General features: G+C 51.3%; 19 protein-coding genes and 1 pseudogene. 10 read left to right on the top strand and 10 right to left on the bottom strand.

The genetic code is table 11. The features are described 5' to 3' along the window. Nucleotides 1–18: 18 nt before the first annotated feature. Nucleotides 19–2,178 (bottom strand): peptidyl-dipeptidase Dcp, encoded by a 2,160-nt coding sequence (gene dcp, locus IEV89_RS13830; RefSeq protein WP_188474111.1) that lies wholly within the window; start codon nt 2,176–2,178, stop codon nt 19–21. 189 nt (nt 2,179–2,367) lie between these two features. Between dcp and IEV89_RS13825 the strand changes: the two genes are divergently transcribed. Further along, nucleotides 2,368–3,024, top strand: a complete 657-nt coding sequence (locus tag IEV89_RS13825; RefSeq protein ID WP_188474110.1) for a Qnr family pentapeptide repeat protein — start codon at nt 2,368–2,370, stop codon at nt 3,022–3,024. 251 nt (nt 3,025–3,275) lie between these two features. Here the strand turns inward: IEV89_RS13825 and mqo are convergent, their stop codons facing one another. The 3 genes and pseudogenes from mqo to IEV89_RS13810 form a co-directional block, all read right to left on the bottom strand. Then, nucleotides 3,276–4,925 (bottom strand): malate dehydrogenase (quinone), encoded by a 1,650-nt coding sequence (gene mqo / locus IEV89_RS13820; RefSeq protein WP_188474109.1) that lies wholly within the window; start codon nt 4,923–4,925, stop codon nt 3,276–3,278. A gap of 307 nt (nt 4,926–5,232) precedes the next feature. Beyond that, nucleotides 5,233–5,823, bottom strand: coding sequence for a cytochrome b (locus IEV89_RS13815; RefSeq protein ID WP_188474108.1), 591 nt, complete (start codon nt 5,821–5,823; stop codon nt 5,233–5,235). Nucleotides 5,824–5,871: 48 nt separating this feature from the next. Further along, nucleotides 5,872–5,982, bottom strand: a pseudogene (locus IEV89_RS13810) (type VI secretion system tube protein Hcp); the annotation flags it as partial. 205 nt (nt 5,983–6,187) lie between these two features. On the opposite strand from IEV89_RS13810, the gene IEV89_RS13805 reads away from it, so the two are divergent. Further along, nucleotides 6,188–6,934, top strand: a complete 747-nt coding sequence (locus tag IEV89_RS13805; RefSeq protein WP_188474107.1) for a flagellar brake protein — start codon at nt 6,188–6,190, stop codon at nt 6,932–6,934. 21 nt (nt 6,935–6,955) lie between these two features. On the opposite strand, the gene IEV89_RS13800 is transcribed toward IEV89_RS13805, so the two are convergent. Further along, nucleotides 6,956–7,714: an SDR family NAD(P)-dependent oxidoreductase gene (locus IEV89_RS13800; RefSeq protein WP_188474106.1), complete on the bottom strand. Its 759-nt coding sequence runs from the start codon at nt 7,712–7,714 to the stop codon at nt 6,956–6,958. 127 nt (nt 7,715–7,841) lie between these two features. On the opposite strand from IEV89_RS13800, the gene IEV89_RS13795 reads away from it, so the two are divergent. The 4 genes from IEV89_RS13795 to IEV89_RS13780 all read left to right on the top strand — a co-directional run bounded on the left by IEV89_RS13795 (nt 7,842) and on the right by IEV89_RS13780 (nt 12,436). Continuing rightward, nucleotides 7,842–8,741 carry a LysR family transcriptional regulator gene (locus IEV89_RS13795; protein WP_188474105.1) on the top strand — a complete coding sequence of 300 codons (900 nt, stop codon included), beginning with the start codon at nt 7,842–7,844 and terminating at the stop codon, nt 8,739–8,741. Nucleotides 8,742–8,878: 137 nt separating this feature from the next. Further along, the gene (gene yhjD / locus IEV89_RS13790) at nt 8,879–9,910 is read left to right on the top strand and encodes an inner membrane protein YhjD (RefSeq protein WP_188474104.1); all 1,032 of its coding nucleotides are present in this window, start codon (nt 8,879–8,881) and stop codon (nt 9,908–9,910) included. 380 nt (nt 9,911–10,290) lie between these two features. Beyond that, a complete protein-coding gene (locus tag IEV89_RS13785; protein WP_188474103.1) occupies nt 10,291–11,613 on the top strand; it encodes an MFS transporter in 1,323 nt (440 codons plus the stop codon). A gap of 52 nt (nt 11,614–11,665) precedes the next feature. Further along, complete coding sequence (locus IEV89_RS13780) at nt 11,666–12,436, top strand: CDP-diacylglycerol diphosphatase (protein WP_188474102.1); 771 nt, start codon at nt 11,666–11,668, stop codon at nt 12,434–12,436. 65 nt (nt 12,437–12,501) lie between these two features. Here the strand turns inward: IEV89_RS13780 and IEV89_RS13775 are convergent, their stop codons facing one another. Next, on the bottom strand, nt 12,502–14,565 hold the full coding sequence (locus IEV89_RS13775) for an AsmA family protein (protein ID WP_188474101.1): 2,064 nt from the start codon (nt 14,563–14,565) through the stop codon (nt 12,502–12,504). A 105-nt stretch (nt 14,566–14,670) separates the two neighbouring features. Continuing rightward, entirely contained in the window at nt 14,671–15,447 is a 777-nt protein-coding gene (pdeH, locus tag IEV89_RS13770) for a cyclic-guanylate-specific phosphodiesterase (protein WP_188474100.1), read from the bottom strand. Between the two features lie 280 nt (nt 15,448–15,727). On the opposite strand from pdeH, the gene IEV89_RS13765 reads away from it, so the two are divergent. Together IEV89_RS13765 and kdgK are read left to right on the top strand one after the other, a co-directional pair. Then, nucleotides 15,728–15,931 (top strand): 2-hydroxymuconate tautomerase family protein, encoded by a 204-nt coding sequence (locus IEV89_RS13765; protein ID WP_188474099.1) that lies wholly within the window; start codon nt 15,728–15,730, stop codon nt 15,929–15,931. Nucleotides 15,932–16,130: 199 nt separating this feature from the next. Continuing rightward, nucleotides 16,131–17,060 carry a 2-dehydro-3-deoxygluconokinase gene (gene kdgK, locus IEV89_RS13760; RefSeq protein WP_188474098.1) on the top strand — a complete coding sequence of 310 codons (930 nt, stop codon included), beginning with the start codon at nt 16,131–16,133 and terminating at the stop codon, nt 17,058–17,060. Nucleotides 17,061–17,272: 212 nt separating this feature from the next. Here the strand turns inward: kdgK and IEV89_RS13755 are convergent, their stop codons facing one another. From IEV89_RS13755 to hmsP, 3 genes are all read right to left on the bottom strand, one after another. Next, the gene (locus tag IEV89_RS13755; RefSeq protein ID WP_188474097.1) at nt 17,273–18,769 is read right to left on the bottom strand and encodes a M16 family metallopeptidase; all 1,497 of its coding nucleotides are present in this window, start codon (nt 18,767–18,769) and stop codon (nt 17,273–17,275) included. Between the two features lie 334 nt (nt 18,770–19,103). Then, a complete protein-coding gene (locus IEV89_RS13750) occupies nt 19,104–20,387 on the bottom strand; it encodes a dicarboxylate/amino acid:cation symporter (protein WP_188474096.1) in 1,284 nt (427 codons plus the stop codon). Nucleotides 20,388–20,668: 281 nt separating this feature from the next. Next, nucleotides 20,669–22,657 carry a biofilm formation regulator HmsP gene (gene hmsP, locus IEV89_RS13745; protein WP_188474095.1) on the bottom strand — a complete coding sequence of 663 codons (1,989 nt, stop codon included), beginning with the start codon at nt 22,655–22,657 and terminating at the stop codon, nt 20,669–20,671. Nucleotides 22,658–23,215: 558 nt separating this feature from the next. Between hmsP and bcsO the strand changes: the two genes are divergently transcribed. Then, complete coding sequence (gene bcsO / locus IEV89_RS13740) at nt 23,216–23,986, top strand: cellulose biosynthesis protein BcsO (RefSeq protein ID WP_188474094.1); 771 nt, start codon at nt 23,216–23,218, stop codon at nt 23,984–23,986. After that, nucleotides 23,977–24,780, top strand: a complete 804-nt coding sequence (bcsQ, locus tag IEV89_RS13735; RefSeq protein ID WP_188474093.1) for a cellulose biosynthesis protein BcsQ — start codon at nt 23,977–23,979, stop codon at nt 24,778–24,780. The genes bcsO and bcsQ overlap by 10 nt, the downstream gene beginning before the upstream one ends. Nucleotides 24,781–24,793: the final 13 nt, after the last annotated feature.

The following is a 24,793-nucleotide window of genomic DNA, read 5'->3' as shown; positions in this document are numbered from 1 at the left end:
ATGCCGGGCGTTGAGGATTTACTCTTCGAGTCCCCGGTTCTTCAACATCGGCTCAATAGAGGGTGCCTTGCCGCGCCAGGTTTCATAGAGTTTCTCCAGATCTTCGCTATTGCCGCGTGACAGGATCTGGTCGCGGAATTTTTGCCCGTTTTCTCGGGTTAACCCGCCCTGCTCTTCGATACCGGCAAAGGCATCGTCAGCCAGCATTTCGGTCCACAAATAGGCGTAATAACTGGCCGCGTAGCCGTTACCCCAAATATGCTGGAAGTAGCTGGAACGATAGCGCGGCGGGACGTAAGCGAGGTCGATATGGTCTTTCTTCAGTGACGCAGCTTCGAATTTATCTACGTCCTGTTCCGGTTCGCTGGCGCTCAGGCTATGCCAATGCATATCCAACAACGCCGCCGCCAGCAGTTCGGTCATATCATAGCCTTTGTTAAATTTACTGGCCTTGACGATTTTGTCCTGTAACGCCTGAGGCATCACGTCACCGGTCTGGTAGTGCCTGGCGAAATGGGTAAACACTTTGGGATCGCTGGCCCAGTGTTCGTTGAACTGCGACGGAAACTCAACAAAGTCACGCGGTGTCGCGGTACCGGACAGGCTCGGATATTGCTGATCGGCAAATAACCCGTGCAACGTATGACCAAACTCGTGGAACAGCGTGATCACATCATCCCACGACAGCAGCGCTGGCTGCCCCGCCGCCGGTTTCTGGAAGTTGGCCACGTTGTAAATCACCGGTTTGGTGCCGAGTAATTTGGATTGATCAACATAGTTGCTCATCCACGCGCCGCCGCCTTTGTTATCGCGCTGGAAGTAGTCAGCGTAGAACAGCGCCATCGATTTCCCATCTTGGTCGAACACTTCAAATACCCGCACATCCGGGTTATAGACCGGCAGGTCTTTGCGTTCTTTGAAGGTGATGCCATACAACAGGTTAGCCGCGTAGAAGACGCCATTTTCTAGCACATTATTCAGCTCGAAATAGGGTTTGATCTGGGCGTCGTCGAGGTCATATTTGGCTTTGCGCACCTGTTCGGCATAGTGCTGCCAGTCCCACGCCGCCAGCGTAAAACCGCCGTTTTGTTTATTGATAAGCGCTTGAATGTCTTGCGCCTCACGCTGGGCCCGCGCCGTCGCTGCCGGAACGATTTTATGCATGAAGTCCAATGCGGCCTGCGGCGTTTTCGCCATCTGGTCCTGTATCTTCCATGCGGCATACGACGGGAAGCCGAGAATATTCGCTTGCTCCGCCCGCACTTTCGCCAGCTTGGCAATCAGTTGACGGGTGTCGTTAGCATCACCGTGTTCGGCGCGGTTAATCGAAGCGTCATACAGCGCTTTGCGCGTGTCGCGATCTTCCAGCGACTGCAACAACGGCTGTTGCGTGGTGTTCTGTAATACCAGCAACCAAGCGTTATCCAGCTTGCGATCTTTGGCTGCCTGCAACGCGGCAGCGCGTTCTGAGTCGCTCAGTCCGGCCAGCTGTTTTTGCTCTTTCACTGTCAGACCACCGGCTTTGGTGGCCGCCAGCAGTTTGTTGGTAAATTGGGTACTGAGAGTGGCGGACTGCTGGTTAAGGGCCTTAAGTTTTTCTTTGTCGGCGTCAGAAAGATTGGCACCCGACAGCTCGAAGTCGTTGTATGTCACCTCAATCAGGCGCTGGGATTCAGGGTCAAGTTTCAACGCATTCCGCTGGTCATAAACGGTCTTGAGTCGCGCAAAGAGCGAGCGGTTCAGATAAATGCTGTCACTCATCGCCGCCAGTTTCGGCGAGGTCTCTTCATCAATTTTTTGCAGGCCGTCGGAGGTATTCGCACCGGTCATCGCGCCGAACACACTCATCACCCGGGTCAGCAGAACGCCGGATTTTTCCAACGCCACATACGTGTTTTCAAAGGTAGGCAGCGCGGTATCGTTGGCGATGTTATTCACTTCCGCCAGTTTCTGTTTAATGCCTTCAGCAATGGCCGGCGCATAGTCGCTTTCCTGATAGAGATTAAACTGTGGTGCCTGATAAGGCAGCGGGCTGGCCTTAAAGAAAGGATTTTCGGCTTTTTGCTGACGGTTCATGGTCGGCTCCTGCGGAGAGGTTGACGCAGCAACGGTGGTCGCTGCCACGGCGTAGTGACTGCATGCCAGGGAAATGGCCAGAAAGAGGTTTGAAAGACGCATTGATGGTTTCCTTTGCCCAAAGAAAGAGAAATTCCGTTAAGTGTCTGAGCACCGTTAAGTCTCTGATCATAGTAACAACGGGGGAAATGGCAAAATTTCCCCATAAAAATTGCGGCGGAATGTGTAAAGTCATCACCCACTATGCTGGCCTGCTGACGTGGGCAGATAACCGATATAACGGGCAGTGAAATGATAAAAAATCAGGTGTTCAGCGAGCAACGTTTTAACCAGAAGCAGTTCTCTGGCGAAGAGATCCACGACTGTAAATTTCTGCGCTGCTGTTTTGACAGCATAGACTTGTCCGAGACGACCTTCGTCAACTGCATTTTCTATGACGACGAAATGCAAAAAGGCTGCTCGTTTCAAAATGCGCAGCTCAAAGATGCCAGTTTTAAACACTGCGATTTAACCATGGCAGACTTCAAGAACATTCAGGCGCTGGGTCTGGAGATCCGCGAATGCAAAGCCACCGGCGCAGACTTCAACGGGGCCAACTTTATGAATATGATCACCACACGCTCCTGGTTTTGCAGCGCCTTCATGACCAAAAACAACTTCAGCTACGCCAACTTCAGCAAAGTGATTCTGGAGAAGTGCGAACTGTGGGAGAACCGCTGGACCGGCGCCAACGTGCGTGGCACCAATTTCAGTGGCTCAGACCTTTCTGGCGGCGAGTTCACCGAATTCGACTGGAACGACGTCAACATCACCCACTGCGACCTCACCAATTCCGACCTCGGCGAGCTCAACCTGCGCAAAGTGGATCTCGATGGCGTGAAAATCGACGACTGGCAGCAGAGTCACTTGCTGGAAAAACTGGGCGTGATTGTGATTCATTCGAAGTAAAAGGGCTTATCCTTCTCGCAGAATGACTGCCATTCAGCAGAACCCTGGCCATGCCATCGAGATGAGATTTAATCTTTTCCCAGTGCGGTATCACCTGCTTCATCAGCCGGTAAAACGGCTCACTGGGTTTGCATGAACTGCACACGTCGTGGCAGCCTTCAGAAAGAAAACACCCTGTCAGCGAGTGGCTCACAGGGTGTCGGTGACGCTTTCATTCCATCGCCCAGCGATGGGCGACAGTTGTCGGTCATTTACAAGGCGACGTCAGCCACCTGCTTCTGCTCCTGCCCTGGTTTCGGGGCTGAAGAATTATCTGCCGCCGGTGCCGGTTCGGCCGGTTTTGGCGTTGGATTATCCAACATCAGCACGCGGCTGGTGTCGCCCAGTTCTTTCTCGGTGGCATCAACATTGCCGTTCAGTTTGGTGCCGTAAGAAGGGATCATCTCCTTCAGTTTGGCCTGCCATGCTGGCGTGGCGACTTTATCTTTGAAGACGGTTTCCATCAGGTGCAGCATGATCGGTGCAGCGGTAGATGCGCCCGGTGATGCACCCAGCAGCGCGGTGATGCTGCCGTCTTTCGAGCTGACCACTTCCGTACCGAGACGCAGAACGCCGCCTTCTTTTTCATCTTTCTTGATGATCTGTACTCGCTGGCCCGCTTCCCACAGACGCCAGTCTTCTTTTTTGGCATCCGGGAAGTATTCACGCAACGCATCGAAACGGTCGTCGTCAGACAGCATCACCTGGCTGACCAGATATTTCACCAAATCGAAGTTGTCGATGCCTACGTGGGTCATCGGCATAATGTTGGAGAAGTTAACGCTGCCGAACAAATCCCACAGGGAACCGTTTTTCAGGAATTTGCTGGAGAAGGTCGCAAACGGCCCGAACAGTAGAACACGTTTGCCATCGAGCATGCGGGTATCAAGGTGCGGGACGGACATCGGCGGTGAGCCGACGGACGCTTTACCGTACACTTTCGCCAGATGACGTTTCACGATGTCTGGATTCTCAGTCACCAGGAACTCACCTCCCACCGGGAAGCCGCCATAGTTGTCACCTTCAGGAATACCGGACTTTTGCAGCAAGGTGAGAGACGCGCCACCCGCACCGATAAACACGAATTTTGCTTTGATGACGCTTTCTTTATCGCCGTTTTTCAGGTCAGCAACCGTCACACTCCAGGTGTTATCTGGGTTGCGTTTGAGATCACGCACTTCATGGCCAAGGCTCAGAGAGAAGTTGGGTTTTTTCTGCAAAGAGGCCACCAGCTGACGGGTGATTTCGCCGAAGTTCACGTCAGTGCCGATCGGAATACGGGTCGCCGCGACTTTCTGTTTCGGATCACGGCCTTCCATTACCAGCGGGATCCACTGTTTGATTTCCGCCGGGTCTTCTGAATATTCCATGCCACGGAACAGCGTGCTTTGTTGCAGTGCGGCGTAGCGTTTACGCAGGAAGTTGATGTTGTCATCGCCCCACACAAAACTCATGTGTGGGGTACTGTTGATGAAGGAGTGCGGGTTATGCAGCACGCCGTTTTCAACCTGATAAGACCAGAACTGGCGGGAAATCTGGAAAGATTCGTTGATCTCAACCGCTTTAGAGATGTCGATGCTGCCGTCCGGTTTTTCCGGCGTGTAGTTCATTTCCGCCAGTGCGGAGTGGCCAGTACCAGCGTTGTTCCAGCCATTAGAGCTTTCCAGTGCCACCGCATCCAGGCGCTCAACCATGTCGATTGACCAATCCGGTTCTAATTCCTGGAGGTATGTCCCCAGCGTCGCGCTCATAATGCCGCCGCCGATCAGTAACACATCAACGGGCTTTTCATCTTCTGCGAACGCTGACTGACTGAAGGCAACCACGTTAAGGCAGAGAATCATGGCGAGTATTTTTCTCATGACGTCTGTTTCTCTCAATGTTTAGTTTTAGTTTTGCAGGTGAAAGCTATCCAGATCTCCCCGGACAAACGAAATCAACAACAGGATGCGCTGTGAAAGTCAGCGATGATTTGCACAGCAGATGAAAGGACAATAATGCGGAGTAACGAAAACAGCGGCACATAACGACAAATCAACCACAAAAATGTTACCGAATACTCATATTACTGAGATTTCGTAAATATTTTAACATTGTCGTTACGTGCATTAAAATATAGTTTACTACTTTAAATAATTACATAACTCTCAAACCGTAGCGGATAGCGGCTCAGTGCGTGCCGGGCTTACCCGGCCACATGCGGCGCAAAACGCCGTCGCGTAACACGTAATGATGGAACAACGCGGCCAGAGCATGAACACCTGCCACGATGATCAGCGCCCAGGCCACGTAGTTGTGTAACATACCAAAGGTGCTGGTCATGATGCTGTCGAAATCAAAGATGTCAGGGATCGGGAATAAACCGAAGAAATAGAAAGGCTCAGCCTGTGACCAGCGGAATAAAAAGCCGAGCACAATCTGGGCTATCAGCAGTAAATAAAGCACCAGATGCGTCAGGTGTGAAGCGGCTTTCAGCAGCGTCGGCATGGCAATAGGTTGCTGTTTGCTGCGACCGGTGCTGACAGTGAATAACCGCCACAGCAAACGCCCGATAATTATCACCGCCAGTAAAATACCCAGCGAGATATGCACCGATTGCAACCCTTCGCGCAACGGCGTGCTATGTTCCAGCCGCTCCCAGATTTGCGCGCTGGCAAACATAAAGATGACAATCAGCGCCGTTGCCCAGTGCAGGGCAATCGTCAGGCCGTCATAGCGATGACGAAGAGGTGACGTGGGTAAAGCCGAGTGTTTTTGCATAGGTTAATTCACCAATAAAAATGCTGTTTAGAAGGGAATACCTTAAGATAGATTATGATTCAATGAAACCCTGCTCCCTTCCCGATCCTTTACATCAACAAAACCTTTGATATCAGCACCACCATCATCTTTTAGCCACATATAAGCGGGAATTGGCATCGTTAATCATTCCCCCGAAAAATCAGTATGTTCATCAATAGAATTTTCTCGTGATCTGAGTGGAGGCTATTGTGATGAAAAGTCGCATTCTGGTAAAAAAAACATCAAGCTTCGTGGCGGGTTGCCGATAACCGTTATGTCCTTCTTTTAAGTCAAATTAAGCTCTGTATAACCAAGATAATAAAATACTGATGAGGTATGGCAGGTGAGCGAAATATCTAAAGAGCAATTTATTCGACGCAATAAGCTGGGGATCTTGGCCGTTCTGCGAGACCTGAAAAAGAAAGGTACGCTGGTGATGGTGGCACACGAGCGCGGACAATTTATTAGTAAAATCCTCGACGTCCTGCCCGATACCAACCAATTGCTGTTTGATCTCGGCAGCGGAGACTACGACAATCAGTTGGCGAAACAAGCACAGACGCTCAACTTTGTCGCAGAGCCTGCCGGGGCAAAAGTAGAGTTCACCTCCGGTCAAGTTCATCAGATCACCTGGCAAGATCTGCCAACGTTCAGTTGCGAAATTCCGCCAGAGCTCAAGTTTATTCAGCGCCGCGAGTATTTCCGCGTCAATATCCCTCTGCAGCCAACTTATATTTGCAGCGGAAAATTCCCCGACGCCAGTGACTTTACGTTTAAGCTGAAGGATATCTCGCTCGGCGGGCTGGGGCTGCATGTGGATAAAGTGATGCCACTTTGCATTGAGTCTGGCGCGGTGATCAAAGATACGGTGGTGGAACTGGCGGAGTTTGGCTCGTTCAGGCTGGATCTGGAGTTTATCAGCGTCATGGATCGCAAAACGGTGAGTAATAAAGGTGAAACCGTCACCTCGCAAAGGCTGAGCTTCAAGTTTCCCTATTTATCGCCCGCGCAGGAACGCGATCTGCAACGGGCTATTTTCGAGCTGGAAAAGCAACAGAATCAGAAAGCCAAACGCTTTCAGGATGACTGATCAGGTAGTCCAGGCGGGCCATTAGATAAACATACCGCCGGACGCTTCCACTCGCTGGGCATTCATCCAACGCCCTTCATCACTGAGCATTAATGCCACCATATCGCCGATGTCATCCGGCAGCCCAACCCGCCCCAGCGCCGTGTTATCGGCCACCATTTTATTCACTTGCGCGTTATCACGCACCATACCGCCACCGAAATCTGTTTCAATGGCACCCGGTGCGAGCACATTGACGGCAATTCCCCGCGCCCCCAACTCTCTAGCCTGATATTTGGTCAGTACTTCTATCGCCCCTTTCATGATGGCGTACGCCGATGATCCCGGCAGGGCAAAGCGAGTCAGCCCACTGGAAATATTCAGAATACGGCCGCCGTCGGCGATCAATGGCAGCAGTTTTTGGGTCAAAAAGAAGGGGCCTTTCAGGTGGATGTTCATCATCAAATCAAACTGTGCTTCGGTGGTGTCGCTAAACAGTGCATGGTTGCCCACGCCAGCATTATTGACCAGAAAGTCAAATGACTCGCGTTGCCAGACTTGCGCCAGCTGCTTTTTCACTTCACTGATGAATGCATCAAAACCGCCGCTTTCTGCCGTATTGAGTTGCAGCGCGACGGCCTTGCCGCCTTTGGCTTTTATCGATTCGACGACCGCCTGCGCGGTATCGGCCTGACTGTTGTAGGTCAGAATCACGTCAATACCCCGCGCGGCAAGCTTTTCAACCGCATTTTTGCCTAATCCACGGCTACCACCGGTCACTATTGCTATTGTATTGCTCATTTTCATACTCCGCAGTGAATGTTGTCAGTTGTCTCTGTACGAAATACAGACTATTAGACGACATGGTAATGATAAAGCATGCATAATGAGTTTCACTGTCTCAAATAAAACAACAATCAGGTAAAAAGTGGATAAAATTCAGTCAATGCAGGTGTTCATGCGAGTCGCTGAGCTGAGTAATTTTACCCGTGCGGCCGAGAGCCTGGGCATGCCGAAAGGCAGCGTGTCGCGGTTGGTGCAGCAGTTGGAGACGCGGATGTCGGCACGTCTGCTGCACCGTTCAACCCGACGCGTGCAACTGACCCAGGATGGCCAAGTGTTTTACACGCGCTGCAAGGATCTGCTGGCGAATATGGACGAACTTGAATCGATGTTTCAGTCGCACCCGTCGACCGTGAGCGGGCGTCTGCGCGTAGATATGTCGGTTGCGATGGCTCGTGATCTGGTCTTGCCTCGGCTGAGTGAGTTTCTCAACCGTTATCCAGCGATTGAAATTGAACTCAGCAGTACCGATCACTCCGTCGACGTGGTGCGCGAAGGCTTTGACTGCGTGGTACACGTTGGCACGCTGAAAGATTCAGGGCTTATCGCCCGTCCGCTGGGAGAATTCAGCATCGTTAACTGTGCCAGCCCAGGTTATCTGGAACGTTACGGCACGCCTGATCATCCGGACCAACTGACTCAACATGCCATGGTGCATTACGAGCAAGTCCTTGGGGGCCGGGCAACAGGTTTTGAATATCTGGCAGAGGGTGTGCTGAAAGTGGTGAAAACCGGTGGTGCAGTGACCGTCAACAGCACCCAAACCTACTCCTCAGCCTGCATGGCGGGGTTGGGCATTATTCAGGTGCCGTTGCCCGGCGTACGCGAAGCGCTGGCGTGCGGCAAGCTGGTGAAGATTCTCCCGCAATTTTGCGCACCACCAATGCCGGTATCACTGGTCTACCCGCACCGGCTTAATCTGTCCCGCCGCGCCAAAGTGTTCATGGACTGGATGACGGAGATCGCCCATGATTTTATTGCCTGAACACCGCGGGCTGAACCCTGAGCGGGTAGTGGCAGTGTACAGTGCGTGAGCAATCAGCGCGCCCGGAGCCTGTGCACGGTGTCTGGCACGCTATACTGACGGCATAGAAAATTTTTCATTAAGGACTCAGTGGATTAATGCCGACCACAAAAGAAAACCAACGGACCCAACAGGAAGATTCCAAATCGCTGATAAATATCAAAACCGGAAATACCACAGTGGACAAAAATATCACCCGCGCCTCAAAGCTGGTGGCCCGAGTACAAGCCTGGGGCTGGGTCGCACACCTGATACGCACCACCGAACGATTTAATGATCGTCTCGGTAGCCAATTCGGTGCGGCCATCACCTACTTCTCCTTCCTATCGCTGATTCCCATACTGATGGTCTCATTTGCTGCAGCAGGTTTTGTGCTGGCTTCCAATCCAGATCTCCTGGCTGAACTGGTCGGCAAAATAGTCAACAGCATCAGCGATCCGAATTTGGCGAATACGCTAAAAAGTACGGTCAATACCGCCATTCAGCAGCGAACCACCGTGGGCTTGTCCGGCTTGCTCATTGCGCTTTATTCCGGTCTCAGCTGGATGGGCAATTTACGTGAAGCGATCCGCGCCCAGTCTCGGGATCGATGGGAGCGAACCCCGCAGGACAAGGAAAAAATCTACCGCCGCTACGGCCGTGATTTCATCTCGCTGATCGGTCTGGTGCTGGCACTGATTATTACGCTGTCGCTGACCTCGATTGCCGGTTCAGCGCAAAAAACCATCGTGGACGCGCTAGGACTCGGCGATATTGAATGGCTGCGCCCTGTGCTGACGTTAGTCACGCTGGTGATCTCGATTGCCGCAAACTACCTATTGTTTCTATGGATTTTCTGGATGCTGCCGCGTCACAAGCCACGCAAAAAAGCGCTGCTACGCGGTACGTTGCTGGCGGCAATGGGCTTTGAGGTGATTAAGTTTGTGATGACCATGACCTTGCCCCGGCTGGCTACCTCGCCTTCCGGTGCCGCCTTCGGTTCGGTCATCGGCCTGATGGCATTCTTCTACTTCTTCGCCCGCCTGACGCTGTTTGTGGCGGCATGGATCGCCACAGCACAATACAAGGACGATCCACCGATGCCCGACCATCAACCCAAGGCGGCGGGCAAGGAAGAGAGCGCATCGTAAAATGACAGCGAATTCAGGCCGGACATCCTTATTACGCCAGAGGAAATCCCTATGTCAGCCATTCGTTCTGATATTCACCCTATGACATAGTGATAAACACCAAGACTGAACCACTGTCGTGCTGGAAACCAGAGTAACTGACTGAGACCGATACTTTTCTTTTGCGGTTTCTCAGTCAGTTACTCCGCTTTTAAGCTATTCGGCAACGTTATGATTGGCAAAAACTCACCAGGATAAAACAATCCTCCGATCCGGCGGCAAGCGCCCTCACTTCCCGATTTCATCGCGTTGTAATACCCCCGAGCTCTGCTTAAGATGCCTTTTCGCTATACATTTATTTACATGAGTTCCTTCTAACCCATTACAAATAAGAAACACTTATGCAAGCCACCATCACTCCAGAATTAGAAGCTGACGCGAATTTGGTGAGTCAGAACTCCCGTGGCAAAGTCATCGTTGCATCGCTCATCGGTACGGCCATTGAATTCTTCGATTTTTATATTTACGCCACCGCTGCGGTGATTGTTTTCCCACACATTTTCTTCCCGCAAGGTGATCCGGCCGCCGCCACACTGCAATCGCTGGCGACCTTCGCCATCGCATTTATTGCGCGTCCGATTGGCTCCGCGCTGTTCGGTCACTTTGGTGACCGCGTGGGCCGCAAAGTGACACTGGTGGCTTCGCTGCTGACCATGGGGATTTCCACCGTAGTGATCGGCTTCTTACCCACCTACGCCACCATTGGCGTGTTCGCACCGCTGCTACTCGCGCTGGCACGTTTTGGTCAGGGTTTAGGTCTGGGCGGCGAATGGGGCGGTGCAGCCTTGCTTGCTACTGAGAATGCGCCACCCAAAAAGCGTGCGCTGTATGGTTCCTTCCCGCAGTTGGGTGCGCCGATCGGCTTCTTCTTCGCCAACGGTATGTTCCTGTTGCTGTCCTGGCTACTGACCGAAGAACAGTTCATTGCCTGGGGCTGGCGGGTACCCTTTATCCTCTCGGCTGTGCTGGTACTGGTTGGCCTGTATGTGCGCGTGTCGCTGCATGAAACACCGGTGTTTGCCAAAATTGCCAAAGCGGGTAAGCAGGTGCGCGTACCGATCAGTACATTATTCAGTAAGCATCTGAAAGCCACCGTCCTCGGCACGTTTATCATGGTCGCCACCTATACGCTGTTTTACATCATGACCGTCTATTCGCTAGGTTATGGCACCATGCCAAAACCGCTGGGCCTCGGTATTACTCGTAATGATTTCCTGCTAATGCTGATGATTGGCGTGGTCGGATTTGGGGTTATGGTGCCGATTGCCGGTCAGCTCGCGGATGCGTTTGGCCGTCGCAAGACCATGATTTGCATTACGCTGTTGATGATTGTCTTCGCCCTGCTGTTCCCGACCCTACTGGGTTCCGGTTCTCAGGCGCTGGTGATGCTCTTTCTGCTGTGCGGTTTTGTCGTGATGGGGCTGACTTTTGGTCCTATGGGCGCGCTACTGCCGGAACTGTTCCCAACGGAAGTGCGCTACACCGGCGCGTCTTTCTCCTATAATGTGGCATCAATACTCGGTGCGTCCGTTGCGCCTTATATCGCTACCTGGCTGGCAACCCATTACGGGCTGTTTTATGTCGGCGTCTATCTGGCATCAATGGCATTGCTGACGCTTATTGCACTGCTATTAATCAAAGAGACCCGCGATCAGTCACTTTAATTGGCCACGCTGACGCAGCGGCTGCTGCGTCACGTTTCTCAAAGGACATTCCATGCGCTTCTCACGCCGACTGCTTATACCGCTGGTCATATTGGTGGGGGTGATCGCCGCCGCCCTGTGGTTCCTACTGCCGCATAAATCCAATCCCAATGCCTTATGGAATATTATCAGCCAGAAGTGCGTGCCCAATCAGCGCGCCAGCGGCCAGCCTGCGCCCTGTGCTCAGGTGGATGAAAAACAAGGTTTTGTGGTCCTCAAGGATATCAACGGACCTTTGCAGTATTTGCTGATGCCCACCGCGAAAATCACCGGTATGGAAAGCCCGGCGTTGCTTGAAGAGAGCACACCCAATTACTTTAGCCAGGCCTGGGACGCGCGGCACTATATGGCGGATAAATACGGCAAAGCGATCGATGACAGCAACGTATCGCTGGCGATTAACTCACAGTATGGGCGTTCGCAGAATCAACTGCATATTCACATTTCCTGCCTGTTGCCGGCGGTGAAAGAGACGCTGGCGAAAGATGCAGGGCAAGTGGGTTACCGCTGGCAGGCGTTACCGGATCAACTGGTAGGCCACACTTATCTGGCGCGAAAAGTAGACCCAGAAGAGTTGAATCAGAAAGGGGCTTTCCGCCTGTTGGCAGAAGGTGTTCCGCAGGCACAGGAGAAAATGGGGCATTTCGGTATGGCGATGGTGAGCCTGTCGGGAGGCCATTTCCTGCTGCTGGCCAGTGAGCGCAACCTGCTGAAGCTCAATAACGCCTCCACCGAAGAGATCCAGGACCACAACTGTGCGGTACTGGATCCGGTACCAAAGTAACACACTCAGAGTAGCGCCTCCCCTTTTCAGGCAGAGGCGCTAAAAATACGGCTGATGCCATGAAACTACTTCTGCTTCATCTTCTGCAAAATCGGGCCGCACTGATTTTTTTCATTATCACTGGGGGAAATCAGCGCCAACAGTGCAGCGGCGGGTGCCACAACGGCACCGAGCGCAATGGCGGCAGCACCTCGGGCAATGAGTGGCCCAGGCTTCACTCCGGCGTCCGGGTTTTTATAAGTACCCCGCACGTACAGTGGCGAACGCAATGTCAGAATACGCACACCTTTGCTCTCAGGATCAATGGTTAAATCCAGCCGTTCGGTCGCCATATTGGTCGTACCGCTGATATTGATCACCGCGTTCTCGGTGTCGAACACAAACAGTCTTGGTGATACCAAACCGTTTTTGACATTAACATTGGCCGCCGCACAGTTGATCGCCACTTCGTCATCGCCAAATAGTTTGCCAACCACATAGTTACCGACATTAAGGCCGAGAATTTCCATCAGCCCGCGGCTAATAACGCCGTCATTAATCAGCAACTTCATGTCACCGCTGCTACTGCCGAGCAGTTCAGCAACCGAATTACCGGTACCAGACAGCGTGGCGTCACCGTTTAAATCTCCCAGGCTGCGCTCCATCGACTCGACACTTGGCAGCAACTGTTTCAGCTTCAGGCCACGAGCGTGCATATCAACACGGCCCTGCATTGGGGATTTATTCCCTTCAAGCCGTACGGTCGAATTAAGGTTGCCGCCTGCCACGCCAAAGCGCAACGGGTCCATCAGGATCACGCCGTTATTGAGTTTTAAGTGGGTGCTCAAATTGCTTATTGGCAGGGATTTTCCGTGCTCAATCCGTTTAGCACTGAATTTCACATCGGCATCCATCACGCCCCAGTTCTTGGTGTCAAATTTCTCAACCGGCAAGATTTTATCGGATGGCTGGCGTGTTTTCTCGCCGCGTTTGGCTTTTTCCTGGTTGGAATCGGCACCGATAAGTGGCGCAAGATCGGAGAAACGCAACTGTTTTGACTCAATATCGCCGACCAAGCTTGGCCGTGGTTTACTGGCGCTATAGGTCAATGAACCATGAATGTCGCTGTCGCCAATCTGGCCGTTGAAGTTTTGATAGCGGTACACTGCGCCGTCTTTATCATGCAAGGTAGCGCTCAAGTGGCCGTCGGTGGAATACGGCGGAGTTTGCGGCAGCAGCACACCGGTCAGGCCGTAGAGATCAGACAGCGTCTGTCCGGAGAATTTGAGGCGTAAATCCAGACCGCCGAGGTGCATTGGGTCGGTCAAGGTGCCAGCTACCACCACGCGGGTTTTACCGGAACGCACGTCAGCCTGCAACGGGAAGGGGGAGTTCGGGTCTTTCAGCGCTAACATGCCGCCTATTTTACCGCTACCAGAGAGCGGTTCACCGTTGTATTTTCCGTCCACTTTCCAACCGAAAATGTAGTCCTGCGTTTTACTTTTATCCGCGCTTTGCTTAGCGCTTTTATCCCCGATCACTTCGGTAAAGGGTAAAGGTTTACCCAGCGGGTCAATCTCCGCGCGGAAATCAGCTTTCAGCAGCGCGTCTTGATAGTCAATTTGGCCACGGTCGAACACAATATCGTCGAAGGTAAATGACCAGGTCGAGGCTGACTGCGTCTGATCGTTGGTGTCACTGTTTGCCAGATTGAAAGTCCAGTTGTTCTTACCATTAGCCAGACGAATGAGTGATGCATTGGGTTGTTTCAGCCAGATGCGCGATATCAGCACCTCTTTATGCAATAACGCCAGCGGCGAGATACTTGCGTCCACGCGGGCCAACGTGACCATCTGCGCCTCTTTTTTGTCGCCCGGTACATCTTGCGGGTTGCCTAACACGATGTCTTCTGCATGAATGTGCGGCCACGGCAGCCATGCGCGCCAGCCCGCTTCATCTTTCTGGCGTGACCAATCAACGCCCAGATTGCCACGTATGGCAAAGGGACGGTTTAATTCGGTGGATACTTTCTGATTAATAGTCGGTTTCAGGCGGTTCCAGTCGAACAGCGCGATGAAAATAATGGCAGCAATCAGCAAACTCACCGTGATGCCAACCACCCAACTAACCACTTTACCTGTGCGCGTCATTAGCCTATCCCTACCAGACAATTAACTGATTTATAGCGCTAACCATAGTTGAGTTTGCCGGAGCTTGCGTAACAAGCAAAAGAGAGAAAAGCAGACTGTGGATATTTAACCCTTGAAATGAATCGGCATCTGGTCAAGTAAGTCGAAGGTTTGGGGGCGTGATAAGTAATAACCCTGCGCCGCTAGCGCATCAGAGTTGCACACCATCGACCACTCCTGTTCCGTTTCGACGCCTTCGATGATCACACCTTTACTGTAGCGGTTCATCAAAGTCACCAGTGTGTAGAACAGTCGGCAACCCTCCTCACTTTGACGCAGCAGAATAAACAGATCGCGGGCAATTTTTATGTATTCATAATGCCAGGTGGTGAATGACGAGAAATTGGCGATACCCTGACCGAAATCGTCCAGCCATAGCCGATCAGCCTGTTCAATTTTCGATAGAGGAGTACTGAGAGCATGTTCAGCACTTTCGACCAACTCGAATCGCACATAGGACATGTTATTGATCTGCTGCTTCAGTGGGCCATCCACCTGCAAGGCTTCCAGCACCTGGCCATCTACGTTGATGGATGCCAGCAGGCTATGATCGACAAACAGCTTCTGCGACTGCTGCAACAGATCAAGTTGTTCCTGGACAATCTGTATACGCTTGCCTATCGCAATGGTGACAAAGTAATGTTCAGGGCAAACAAATTTCTGCGGCTCGGCGGGATGAAAAACCTTGGTCAGCAACTCAATACCCAGTAATTTCCCGTTGGTACGGTAAATGGGTTGAAAACGGTACACCCTCTGGCATTGCCGCCAGTAGGATTGCGCCCGAACGCGTGCAATGACTTTGAATGAAGGCATCATTAGCCCTAACATCATCTTGTTTATCATATTTTTCCGTCGCCATGCTTTCTACGGTCATACTTTCTGCCGCCTAATCCCGAGTCAGGTCATCGGGTCACCTGCGGCAAATGTTTGCGTGACTATACGGATAGCCCGGCCCCTGCAATTCTTTAGTAGTGATATCTATCGGCGAAGCGAGAAGAAACTTTAATCACCCCTGGAGAGAGGGAAAATAGAGGGCACAAAATGTGTTGGTGGTGTGCTGGAAGTTCAGCCGGTCAAGCTTTACAGTGAAGAACTGAAACTGTGATCAATCTGGAGAAAAACCATGCCTTTCGTCAATATCAGAATTACCCGTGACGGTGCCACTGCCGAACAGAAAAAAGCGTTGATCAAAGGGGTGACCCAGTTGCTGGTCGATACTTTGAACAAAAACCCGGCGACGACCACGGTGATCATCGATGAAGTGGACACTGATAACTGGGGTATGGGTGGACGTAGCGTCACTGACCTGCGCAATGAAGCAAAGTAGAGTCAGTACCCCGGCTCAAAACATGGCGAAAGCTTAGCGGCTTTCGCTTTTTTAATGATTTTTTTCGTTTTTTTGATACATCTCGAAAAAAAATAAAACTGCGTTTTAATACTATTGACTGCCCTGCGGCTTGGGAAGAAACTAAGCGCACTCTTTCGCTTATTCCGTTTTCATTTTTCAAGAACATAGGCCCGTTTCAATGACCAGCAAAAACATTGCCGTTATCGGCGAGTGCATGATTGAATTGTCGCAGAATGGCTCCTCTCTGCATCGAGGATTTGGCGGTGATACCCTGAATACCTCAGTCTATATCGCTCGACAGGCCCCATCAGACGCGCTCAACGTGCATTATGTCACCGCCCTTGGCACAGACAGTTTCAGCAACGAAATGCTGACAGCCTGGCAGCAGGAAGGGGTACAGACAGACCTGATTCAACGTCTCGGCGACAAACTTCCCGGCCTGTATGTGATTGAAACGGACGAAACGGGCGAACGCACTTTCTATTACTGGCGCAATGATGCCGCCGCGCGCTATTGGCTGGAAAGCCCACAGTCGGCAGATATCTGCAAGAAACTGGCCGAGTTTGATTATCTGTACCTCAGTGGCATCAGTCTTGCGATCCTCGACGATGAAAGCCGTGAAAAGTTGATGGTTCTGTTGCAGTCCTGCCGCGCAAACGGTGGCAAAGTGATTTTCGACAACAATTACCGCCCACGCCTGTGGACCAGCAAAGAGAAAACCCAGGCTGCGTATAGCGCTATGCTGTCTTGTACTGACATCGCCTTCCTGACGCTGGATGACGAAGATATGTTGTGGGGCGAAGAGCCTTATGAAGACGTGATTGCGCGAACGCATGCGTTGGGTGTCAGCGAAGTGGTGATCAAGCGCGGTGCCGCAAGCTGTATTGTGTCCGCCTCTGACGGTAAACAGTATGATATTCCGGCGGTGAAACTGCCGAAAGAAAAAGTCATTGATACCACCGCAGCGGGCGACTCCTTCAGCGCCGGTTATCTCGCGGTCCGTCTGATGGGTGGCAGCGCAGAAGAGGCCGCCAAACGTGGGCATGTCACTGCCAGCACGGTGATTCAATATCGGGGTGCCATCATTCCGGCTGATGTTCGCTTTTAAAAAGCTTAGTAAATAACGTCAAGACCTTGGGCTGCCGCCCATGCCTGCTTTTAAATTCAACGTCAAGACCGTGGGCTCGCCGCCCACACTGCCCAAAGGAGGTTCGTTTACGCCTCCCCTGGTCGGTGTGGGCCGATGCCCACGACCTTGAATTTTAAAGAGTTGAAAGAGTTGAAGCGGTAAAAGGGGCATCGCCCCTTCACCTCAACCCCTTATTGTGCTGGCACCGCACCCGGTGCGACCACTTTAGCTGCAGCCACATCCTTCATCATGATATGGTCATAGGTTTCCTGCAGAGCTTTAACATTCATTTCTGGTTCACCTTTCGGCTGAAATAATAACAGCGCTGGCTCGCGCGAAAGCTGCTGTTTCAATTCCTGATTCAACGCCGGTAAAGTCAGTGTAGAAAGAAACTCCTGACGCAGCTTCTGGTATTGCTCTGGGGCGATATCCACTACGCCATTGTGCTGTGAACGCAGTCGCTGGCTCATCAGCACATCGGTATCGGTATGTGCGTAGGTCGCGAACAATTTGCCAAGCTGGTCCTTCTTCTGGGCGATCAATGTATCAAACTGAGCCTGCGACAGGCCGCTATCGCGCACTTTGACTAATTCCTGTGACAGATTTTTCAGTGAATCGAGCATTTTCTCCTGCGGCGCGTCCATACGAATTGCGCACTGTGCACGTTGATACTGTACGCGGCAGTCAAAACTCAGATTTAACATCGGTGCTTCTGCGGACCGTGCCTTGCCCTCAGGAGAGATTTTCAACGCCTCCTGTAAATGTACAAATAGCGCTTCACGTGCCAGATCGCTCCGCCAGTAAGCGCTCAACGCCTGTGAATCCTGAATCGGCTGCCAGGGCATATCCCACAACAGCGAGAGTTTGTCCTGATTCAGCGAACTCTCCATCAGCGTCATGGCTGTCGGCGGTAAACCCGGCAAAACTGGCAGGGTTTGCGGCGTCTGCCGTCTGCCTTTCAGTGTCGAGAACGTTTTGTTGATCTGCTCCACCATGCTGCGGCTGTCGACGTTACCCACCACGTACAATGTCATGGCGTCAGGCGTATACCACTTATGATAAAACTGGCTCAGCGCCTTAGCATCCACCGGATGTACTGGCGGCTGACTTGGATCATGACCCAGCAATGTTGAGCCGGTCAGGCGATAACGCCACCAGGCGCCTTTGGTATCCATTGGCAATGCACCCACTGGATCCTGCGGCATCCGCGCAGCATCGACCACCGTATCCTGGTTGATCGCCATTTTTCCACTGGTGGCGGCAAGCCAGGCCAGCGCTTGTTTCAGCAAATCAGAACGGCCGTTAGGCAGACTGATATTGTACATCGTGAAATCATACGAGGTGACGGCAGGAGGTAATGGTTGGTCACTGTTAATAGTTTGCTGCCAGAAGGACTGCAACTGAGAACTGTTGAAGCCTTCTGCACGAGTCAGGGCAAGACGGGGAAGAAAGTGCGCGAAGCCAGTTTGCTGGATGGATTCTGCCAGAGAACCGGTGCGTACGATGAAACGTAATTCGATGCGATCACTTGGACGTTGCGGCGTAGCCAGCATTTGCCAAGTAAAGCCATTGTCTAATTTACCCTGTTGCCAGGCAGGATCAGGTTGTAAAGCTTCAGCCTGCGCATTGCCTGCGGCGGTTGCCAGCAGCAATCCACCCACGAGTAACCGAATTTTGGTGCCCTGCATGTGAACCCCTACGTAATGACAATCCAATTTTCAATCTGCTTGTCCTGCCGGCGTCTTGCGACTAACCCACAGAATATCAATGTGTAAAAACGAAGACGCAAAGTTTAGCACTCTGTTAGACCGCACGTTTTTACCGATGTCACCGTTCTCATGAAAATTTTGTTGGGAATCACGACTGACGGTGCACCGGGAAGCACATTATGAAGATAATCTGATGGTTACATCAAGTAATCGGTAGATTTAAGGGGGAATTAGGCGTGAAAAAGGCAGGATTCGGGAATTCCGACCTGCCTTTTAACTCGTTTTGCAGCATTTTTCAGGAAGAGACAATCCGTCAGACTGATTTCTCAGCTGCTGTCAGTCCCTTCTGACCAGCCAAGGTGGCTTTCAGTTGGCCTTCATCCAACTGATTACACCATTTTGCCACCACCACCGTTGCCACACCGTTACCGACCAGATTAGTCAGTGCACGTGCTTCAGACATAAAGCGGTCGATACCCAAAATCAGCGCCAGACCGGCTACAGGCAAGTGACCGACAGCTGACAGTGTCGCAGCCAGGACAATGAAACCGCTGCCGGTCACGCCAGCCGCACCTTTCGATGATAGCAACAGTACCACCAACAAGGTTATCTGATGCCAGATATCCATATGGGTGTTGGTCGCCTGTGCAATAAACACCGCCGCCATGGTCAGGTAAATCGATGTGCCGTCGAGGTTAAACGAGTAACCGGTAGGGATCACCAGCCCAACCACTGACTTCTTACAGCCCAGACGCTCCATTTTATCGAGCATACGCGGCAGTACGGATTCAGAGGAGGAGGTCCCCAGCACGATCAATAGCTCTTCTTTAATATAAGCAATAAATTTGAAGATACTAAAACCCGTGAAACGCGCAATGAGCCCGAGGACTACCACCACAAACAGCACGCAAGTCAGATAGAAACACAGAATCAGCTGACCGAGCTGCACCAGAGACCCCACGCCATATTTACCGATGGTAAAGGCCATAGCACCGAAGGCACCCAGCGGAGCCAACCGCATGATCATATTGATGATGCCAAAAATGACACTGGAGAAGCTTTCGATGAAGTTAAAGACCAGTTGGCCTCTATTACCCATACGATGCAGTGCAAAACCAAACAGCACCGCAAACATCAATACTTGCAAGATGTTACCGCTGGCAAAGGCGCCAATGACGCTGCTCGGGATAATATCAAGCAGGAAAGGAATAAGGCCCTGGCTTTGGGCCTGTTCGGCATACATCGCCACAGCCTTCGCATCCAATGCGGCGGGATCGACATTCATCCCAACCCCAGGTTGTACTACGTTGACGATAACCAGACCGATGATCAACGCAATGGTACTGACAACCTCGAAATAAAGCAGAGCAATCGCGCCGGTGCGACCCACGGCCTTCATGCTTTCCATACCGGCGATGCCAGTAACCACAGTACAGAAGATCACCGGAGCGATGATCATCTTGATTAATTTCACAAAGCCATCACCAAAAGGCTTCATTTGTGCACCCAACTCAGGGTAGAAGTGTCCTAACAAAACGCCTAAGGTGATCGCCGTCAGCACCTGGAAATAAAGGCTTTTAAAGATACTTATTTTCATGTATTGCCATCCTGTAGTGATACAAAACCCTGTTTTTATAATGGGTAATACTCAAAAACGATAGGCGGAAAAATAACACCGACATAACAAGATGGAAATAACTTGTTTCGTTTTGCAATCTTCGTTGTTTTAAAACTAGAACTGAAACGATTCAGTTGAAAAGTAATACGGCAACGGATACATAAAATAGCAAGTGAGAAGGCGAAATATGGCCCATTGGCTAGTTCTAAGCGTGGAATAGGGGAATGAACGTCGGCGAACAGGTGCTGAAGGCTACAGCATCAAGAGCCCGTGATTATTTGGTCATGAAATTGGCGCTCGAACTCAGCCTGTGACAAGGGGACTGAGAAGAAATAGCCCTGTCCGAATAGAATGTCATTGTCCAGCAACCAGCGACGCTGCTCATCCGTCTCCACCCCTTCGGCAATCAGTCGAATATTCATCGCTTTGCCGATAGAGGTAACGATGTTAACCATGATGTCATCGGCCGGCAGAACGCTGACAAAACTGCGGTCAATTTTAATCACATCAATCGGGAGGCTGCGCAGGCGGTTGAGATAATCCAGCCCGGAATAACCCAAACCAAAGTCATCAAGCTCAATGGAAACGCCAACCGCACGCAATTCACGCAGCAATAACAGTGCGCGATCCAGATTTTCTATACGGGAAGTTTCGGTGATCTCCAGGACCAGTTGGCCGGGGCTGATTTTGTAGCGACTCAGAAGGCTGCGTAATTCTGGCAGAAAATTGTGCTGCTGAATCTGAATGCCGGAAAGATTAACCGACAGGGGCAGTGTAATACCGTACTGCTGCCAGCGTGCCAGAATGCCACAACCTAATTCCAACACTTTATAGCCGAGCATCCCCATCACGCCGATCTCTTCGGCAAGTACGATAAAATCACTTTCCAACCCGTAGCTACCGTCGGCCATTTTACGACGCAGCAATGCCTCCGCGCCCACCACAGCTCCCGTTGCCATATTGACCTGCGGCTGAATAAACAGCGTAAAATCGTTCTGCTCGATGGCGTGCAGAATTTCATTCTCCTGCAACAGCCGCTCCTGAATTTTTTCAGTCAACGCCGGCTCGAAGAACAGAATTTGGTTTTTACCCTGCCGATAAGCTGAGATACGTGCAGTACGAGCACTTGCCATCAACTGTTCGGCACTCATCACCACTTCTCCATCATAATGCACAATCCCTATGCTACCGGTCGAGTGCAGTGATAGCGGGACGATTTCGCTCTCTTGCGGCGCATTGATGCGCGCCATGATTTGCCGTGCCAGACGCATGGCCATAAACGAACGCACAATATCGCTGGCCAGCAAGGCGAATTCGTTATGGCTCAGACGCACCAGCAGACAATCTGGCGATAAAACGTCCTTTATCGACCTGACCAGCGGGCAGCCAATGCCGCCGCCATCACGCAGGCTTTCGATACCGATCAACAACAGATGGAAACCTTTCTCTGCCGGGGTAGCATTAATCCGCAACTGTAAGTGCGCCATAAACTGCGCTTCGCTACTCATTGCGTTGGCTGAAGGATTCTCTTCCTGAATGCTCGCTACCTTGAGCCAGTGCATCTGGTTGCGGTTATAGCTACGGATCAGCATGCCTAATTCATCATCGTCATGATGGGCAAGCAAGCTCAATTGATGATGGGAAATTTCATTTTCAGGCAGCGCTTCCAGTTCGCAGGCAATGGCCCGCAGCGGTTTTATCACCAGGCGATTAATGCACCAACTAATGGAAATCGACAAGATCAATGCCAGGAGTAAATAGGTGGTGAGCATAGTGGAGAGCGCACTGACGATAAATTGATACATACGGTAAGAATCAGCCTGCAGCTTAAGGTAGGCCAGCGGCTTGGGGGCCGTCGGGCTGGCAGCGGCAGAATAGAGTGGGACCGAAATAGTCACCGGCAGATTAAATCCGCGAGTGACCCATTCGGGAACCGGTCGCCCGGCAGGAAAATGAGTACTCAACGCGGTAATTTGACTGGGTAATACGACCTCTGCGCGGCTAAGAATGCCGACCGGACGCAGTGTGTTAAGAATGTTTTGTGTTTCGTTGAGATCGACGTCCAGAACAGCCTGTGACAGTGGCAGCCTGACTGAATGAGCGATGTTTTCAAGCTGCTGGGCATAATCATCCCTCCGCTGCTGCACAAAGTGAAACAGTTGGATGACAATGAAAATACAGATGGTGATCACCGCAACGCTGGACACTGCTGCCATCTGCTTAATCGTTAATGAACGCCTGACCCGCAATATAGTTCTCCAACAACCGCCGAACTGCTTTGCTCCGCTAAACCCAACAGGAACAGTGTATGTGTGCAGTATACCTGATATCGCGTTATTTCGAGGCGAAACCAGACCGTTTGGCTATAAAAAACAACACCTTTGCCTGTCAGTGAAATGACCAAAAGTATTTCGGTCATTTCACTGACAAAAAAACAGACAGATGACCGTACCAGACTATTCCTAGTAATAGGAAACCTCTGGGCTCAGCGCCGCTTATGCCTGAAATATGCTGTACATCACATCGAAAACAACGTCTTCATCTGTCATAATATAAAAAGTTAGACAAAACAAAATAAAAATCCTTTTACGACAGCAAGTTATAGGGGGTTTATTTTTATGGGGTTATTCCTATTTTTTGTAAAAAGTGCTCTATGCTGTAAAAGAACTGATATATTAAGACTAATCTCATCCCGAAAAAAATTTGTAGTAAATCAAACACTTTACATTCTTTGTTAACGGTTTTCGTTTGACCGTTTTGACGTCCAGATATTTCCCATGCAAAGATAATCTTACCGGGCGGGATATATGAATAAATATGACGACATTAAGCGTTTCATGGATAAGACCAATCTTAAAGAGCTTGATTATAAAGAGTTAAATGATAAATCGACCGGTGAATCTATTACTGGCTCGATGAATCAATGGACGTTAATACAACAGGTCTCTGCCAGTCAGACCCCCGGCGGTCCTTTAGACAACGGGCGCTCCACGCAGCCCACGCCGCAGTCCATTTCTCCTGATGAGTTCTCGCCGTCTTCGGCGCAGGAAGCGCTGCACGCACAGCAATCACAGCCACTCAACAAGTCTACCCTGCATGAGCACGCAGCGCCGCTTTCTTCGGAAGTTTCTCCTCCGGCAGCGGGCTTTGGTTTGCTTGATGCGCTGCGTGAGACACTGCCGCCCGCGTCTGCTCATCCGGCACAGGTGCCCGTTCAAGCGCCACATTCTCAACCGGTTCATTCAACGCCGTCATTGCACGCCCAGTCCGTTGTGCCAGACAGCGGTTCAGGCTTGCTCGATTCGCTGAGAAAAGTCATGCCCGAGACACCGCGTCAGCCACTTGCGCCTCCAGCCGCACCCGTATATACCGCACCGGTTAGTCAGCCTGCGCAGGCGCCCCGTTCAGCTCCGGCACCTGCACGCCTCGAGCCCGTGGCTGTGGCGTCCGCCGATACCGATCAGCGTTTTAACTTCAAACAGATGTTTAAACAGCGGGCTCCGCAGCCTGCCGGCGCTTATTTACATCGCGACACACCGCTTCAACCTTTGTTAGAGATGATTGCCTCATGCCGTTAGTTTGCATTTGTTCACCGAAAGGTGGAGTAGGAAAAACCACTGTTGCTTCCAACCTGGCCTACTCGCTTGCCCGTAGTGGCAGCAAAGTTCTGGTCATCGATTTTGACGTGCAAAACGCCCTGCGTCTTCATTTCGGTGTACCGATTTCCGATACTCGTGGCTTTGTCGCGGGTTCGGGCAACGAATCAGACTGGAGCCAGTTCATTCTCAAAGCCGGCTCCAACACCTTTGTTCTACCGTATGGCGAAGTGAGTGAAGAACAACGGCTGGAGTTTGAGCATCAGTTAGCCAGCGATCCGCATTTTTTACAGCGCGGATTAAATACCGTCCTGAATTACCCTGGTCTGGTCGTGATTGCCGATTTCCCTCCCGGCCCCGGCCCGGCGCTTAAAGCCATACAACCCTTGGCTGATTTACACATAGTCGTAATGCTGGCTGATACTGCGTCGTTATCACTGCTACCACTGATGGAAAAAAATAAGCTTATCGGTTCCCCGCTTAATAATAAAAAAGGGGAGTATTACGTTGTAAACCAAAGTGATAACCGCCGCACACTCAGTCGTGATGTCGCGCAGTTCTTTGAGCAGCGCCTGAACGAACGATTACTGGGCACCATTCACAGAGATGAATGTGTACCTGAGGCAAACGCCTCACAGCGCTCTATTATTGATTTTAGTCCGGTATCCGCTTCTGCTTTTGATATCGAACTGATCAGCAAAAAGGTCGCGGCCATTTTAGATATAAAAGTCGGTGATGGAGAATTACACACTTCTCCAAAACCAAATAATTATTAATAGCTCCAGCAGA

This window comes from Hafnia psychrotolerans (assembly GCF_014639435.1).
In the GTDB taxonomy this organism is placed as follows: Bacteria; Pseudomonadota; Gammaproteobacteria; order Enterobacterales; family Enterobacteriaceae; genus Ewingella; species Ewingella psychrotolerans.
This window is presented reverse-complemented; position numbering and strand designations above follow the sequence as displayed.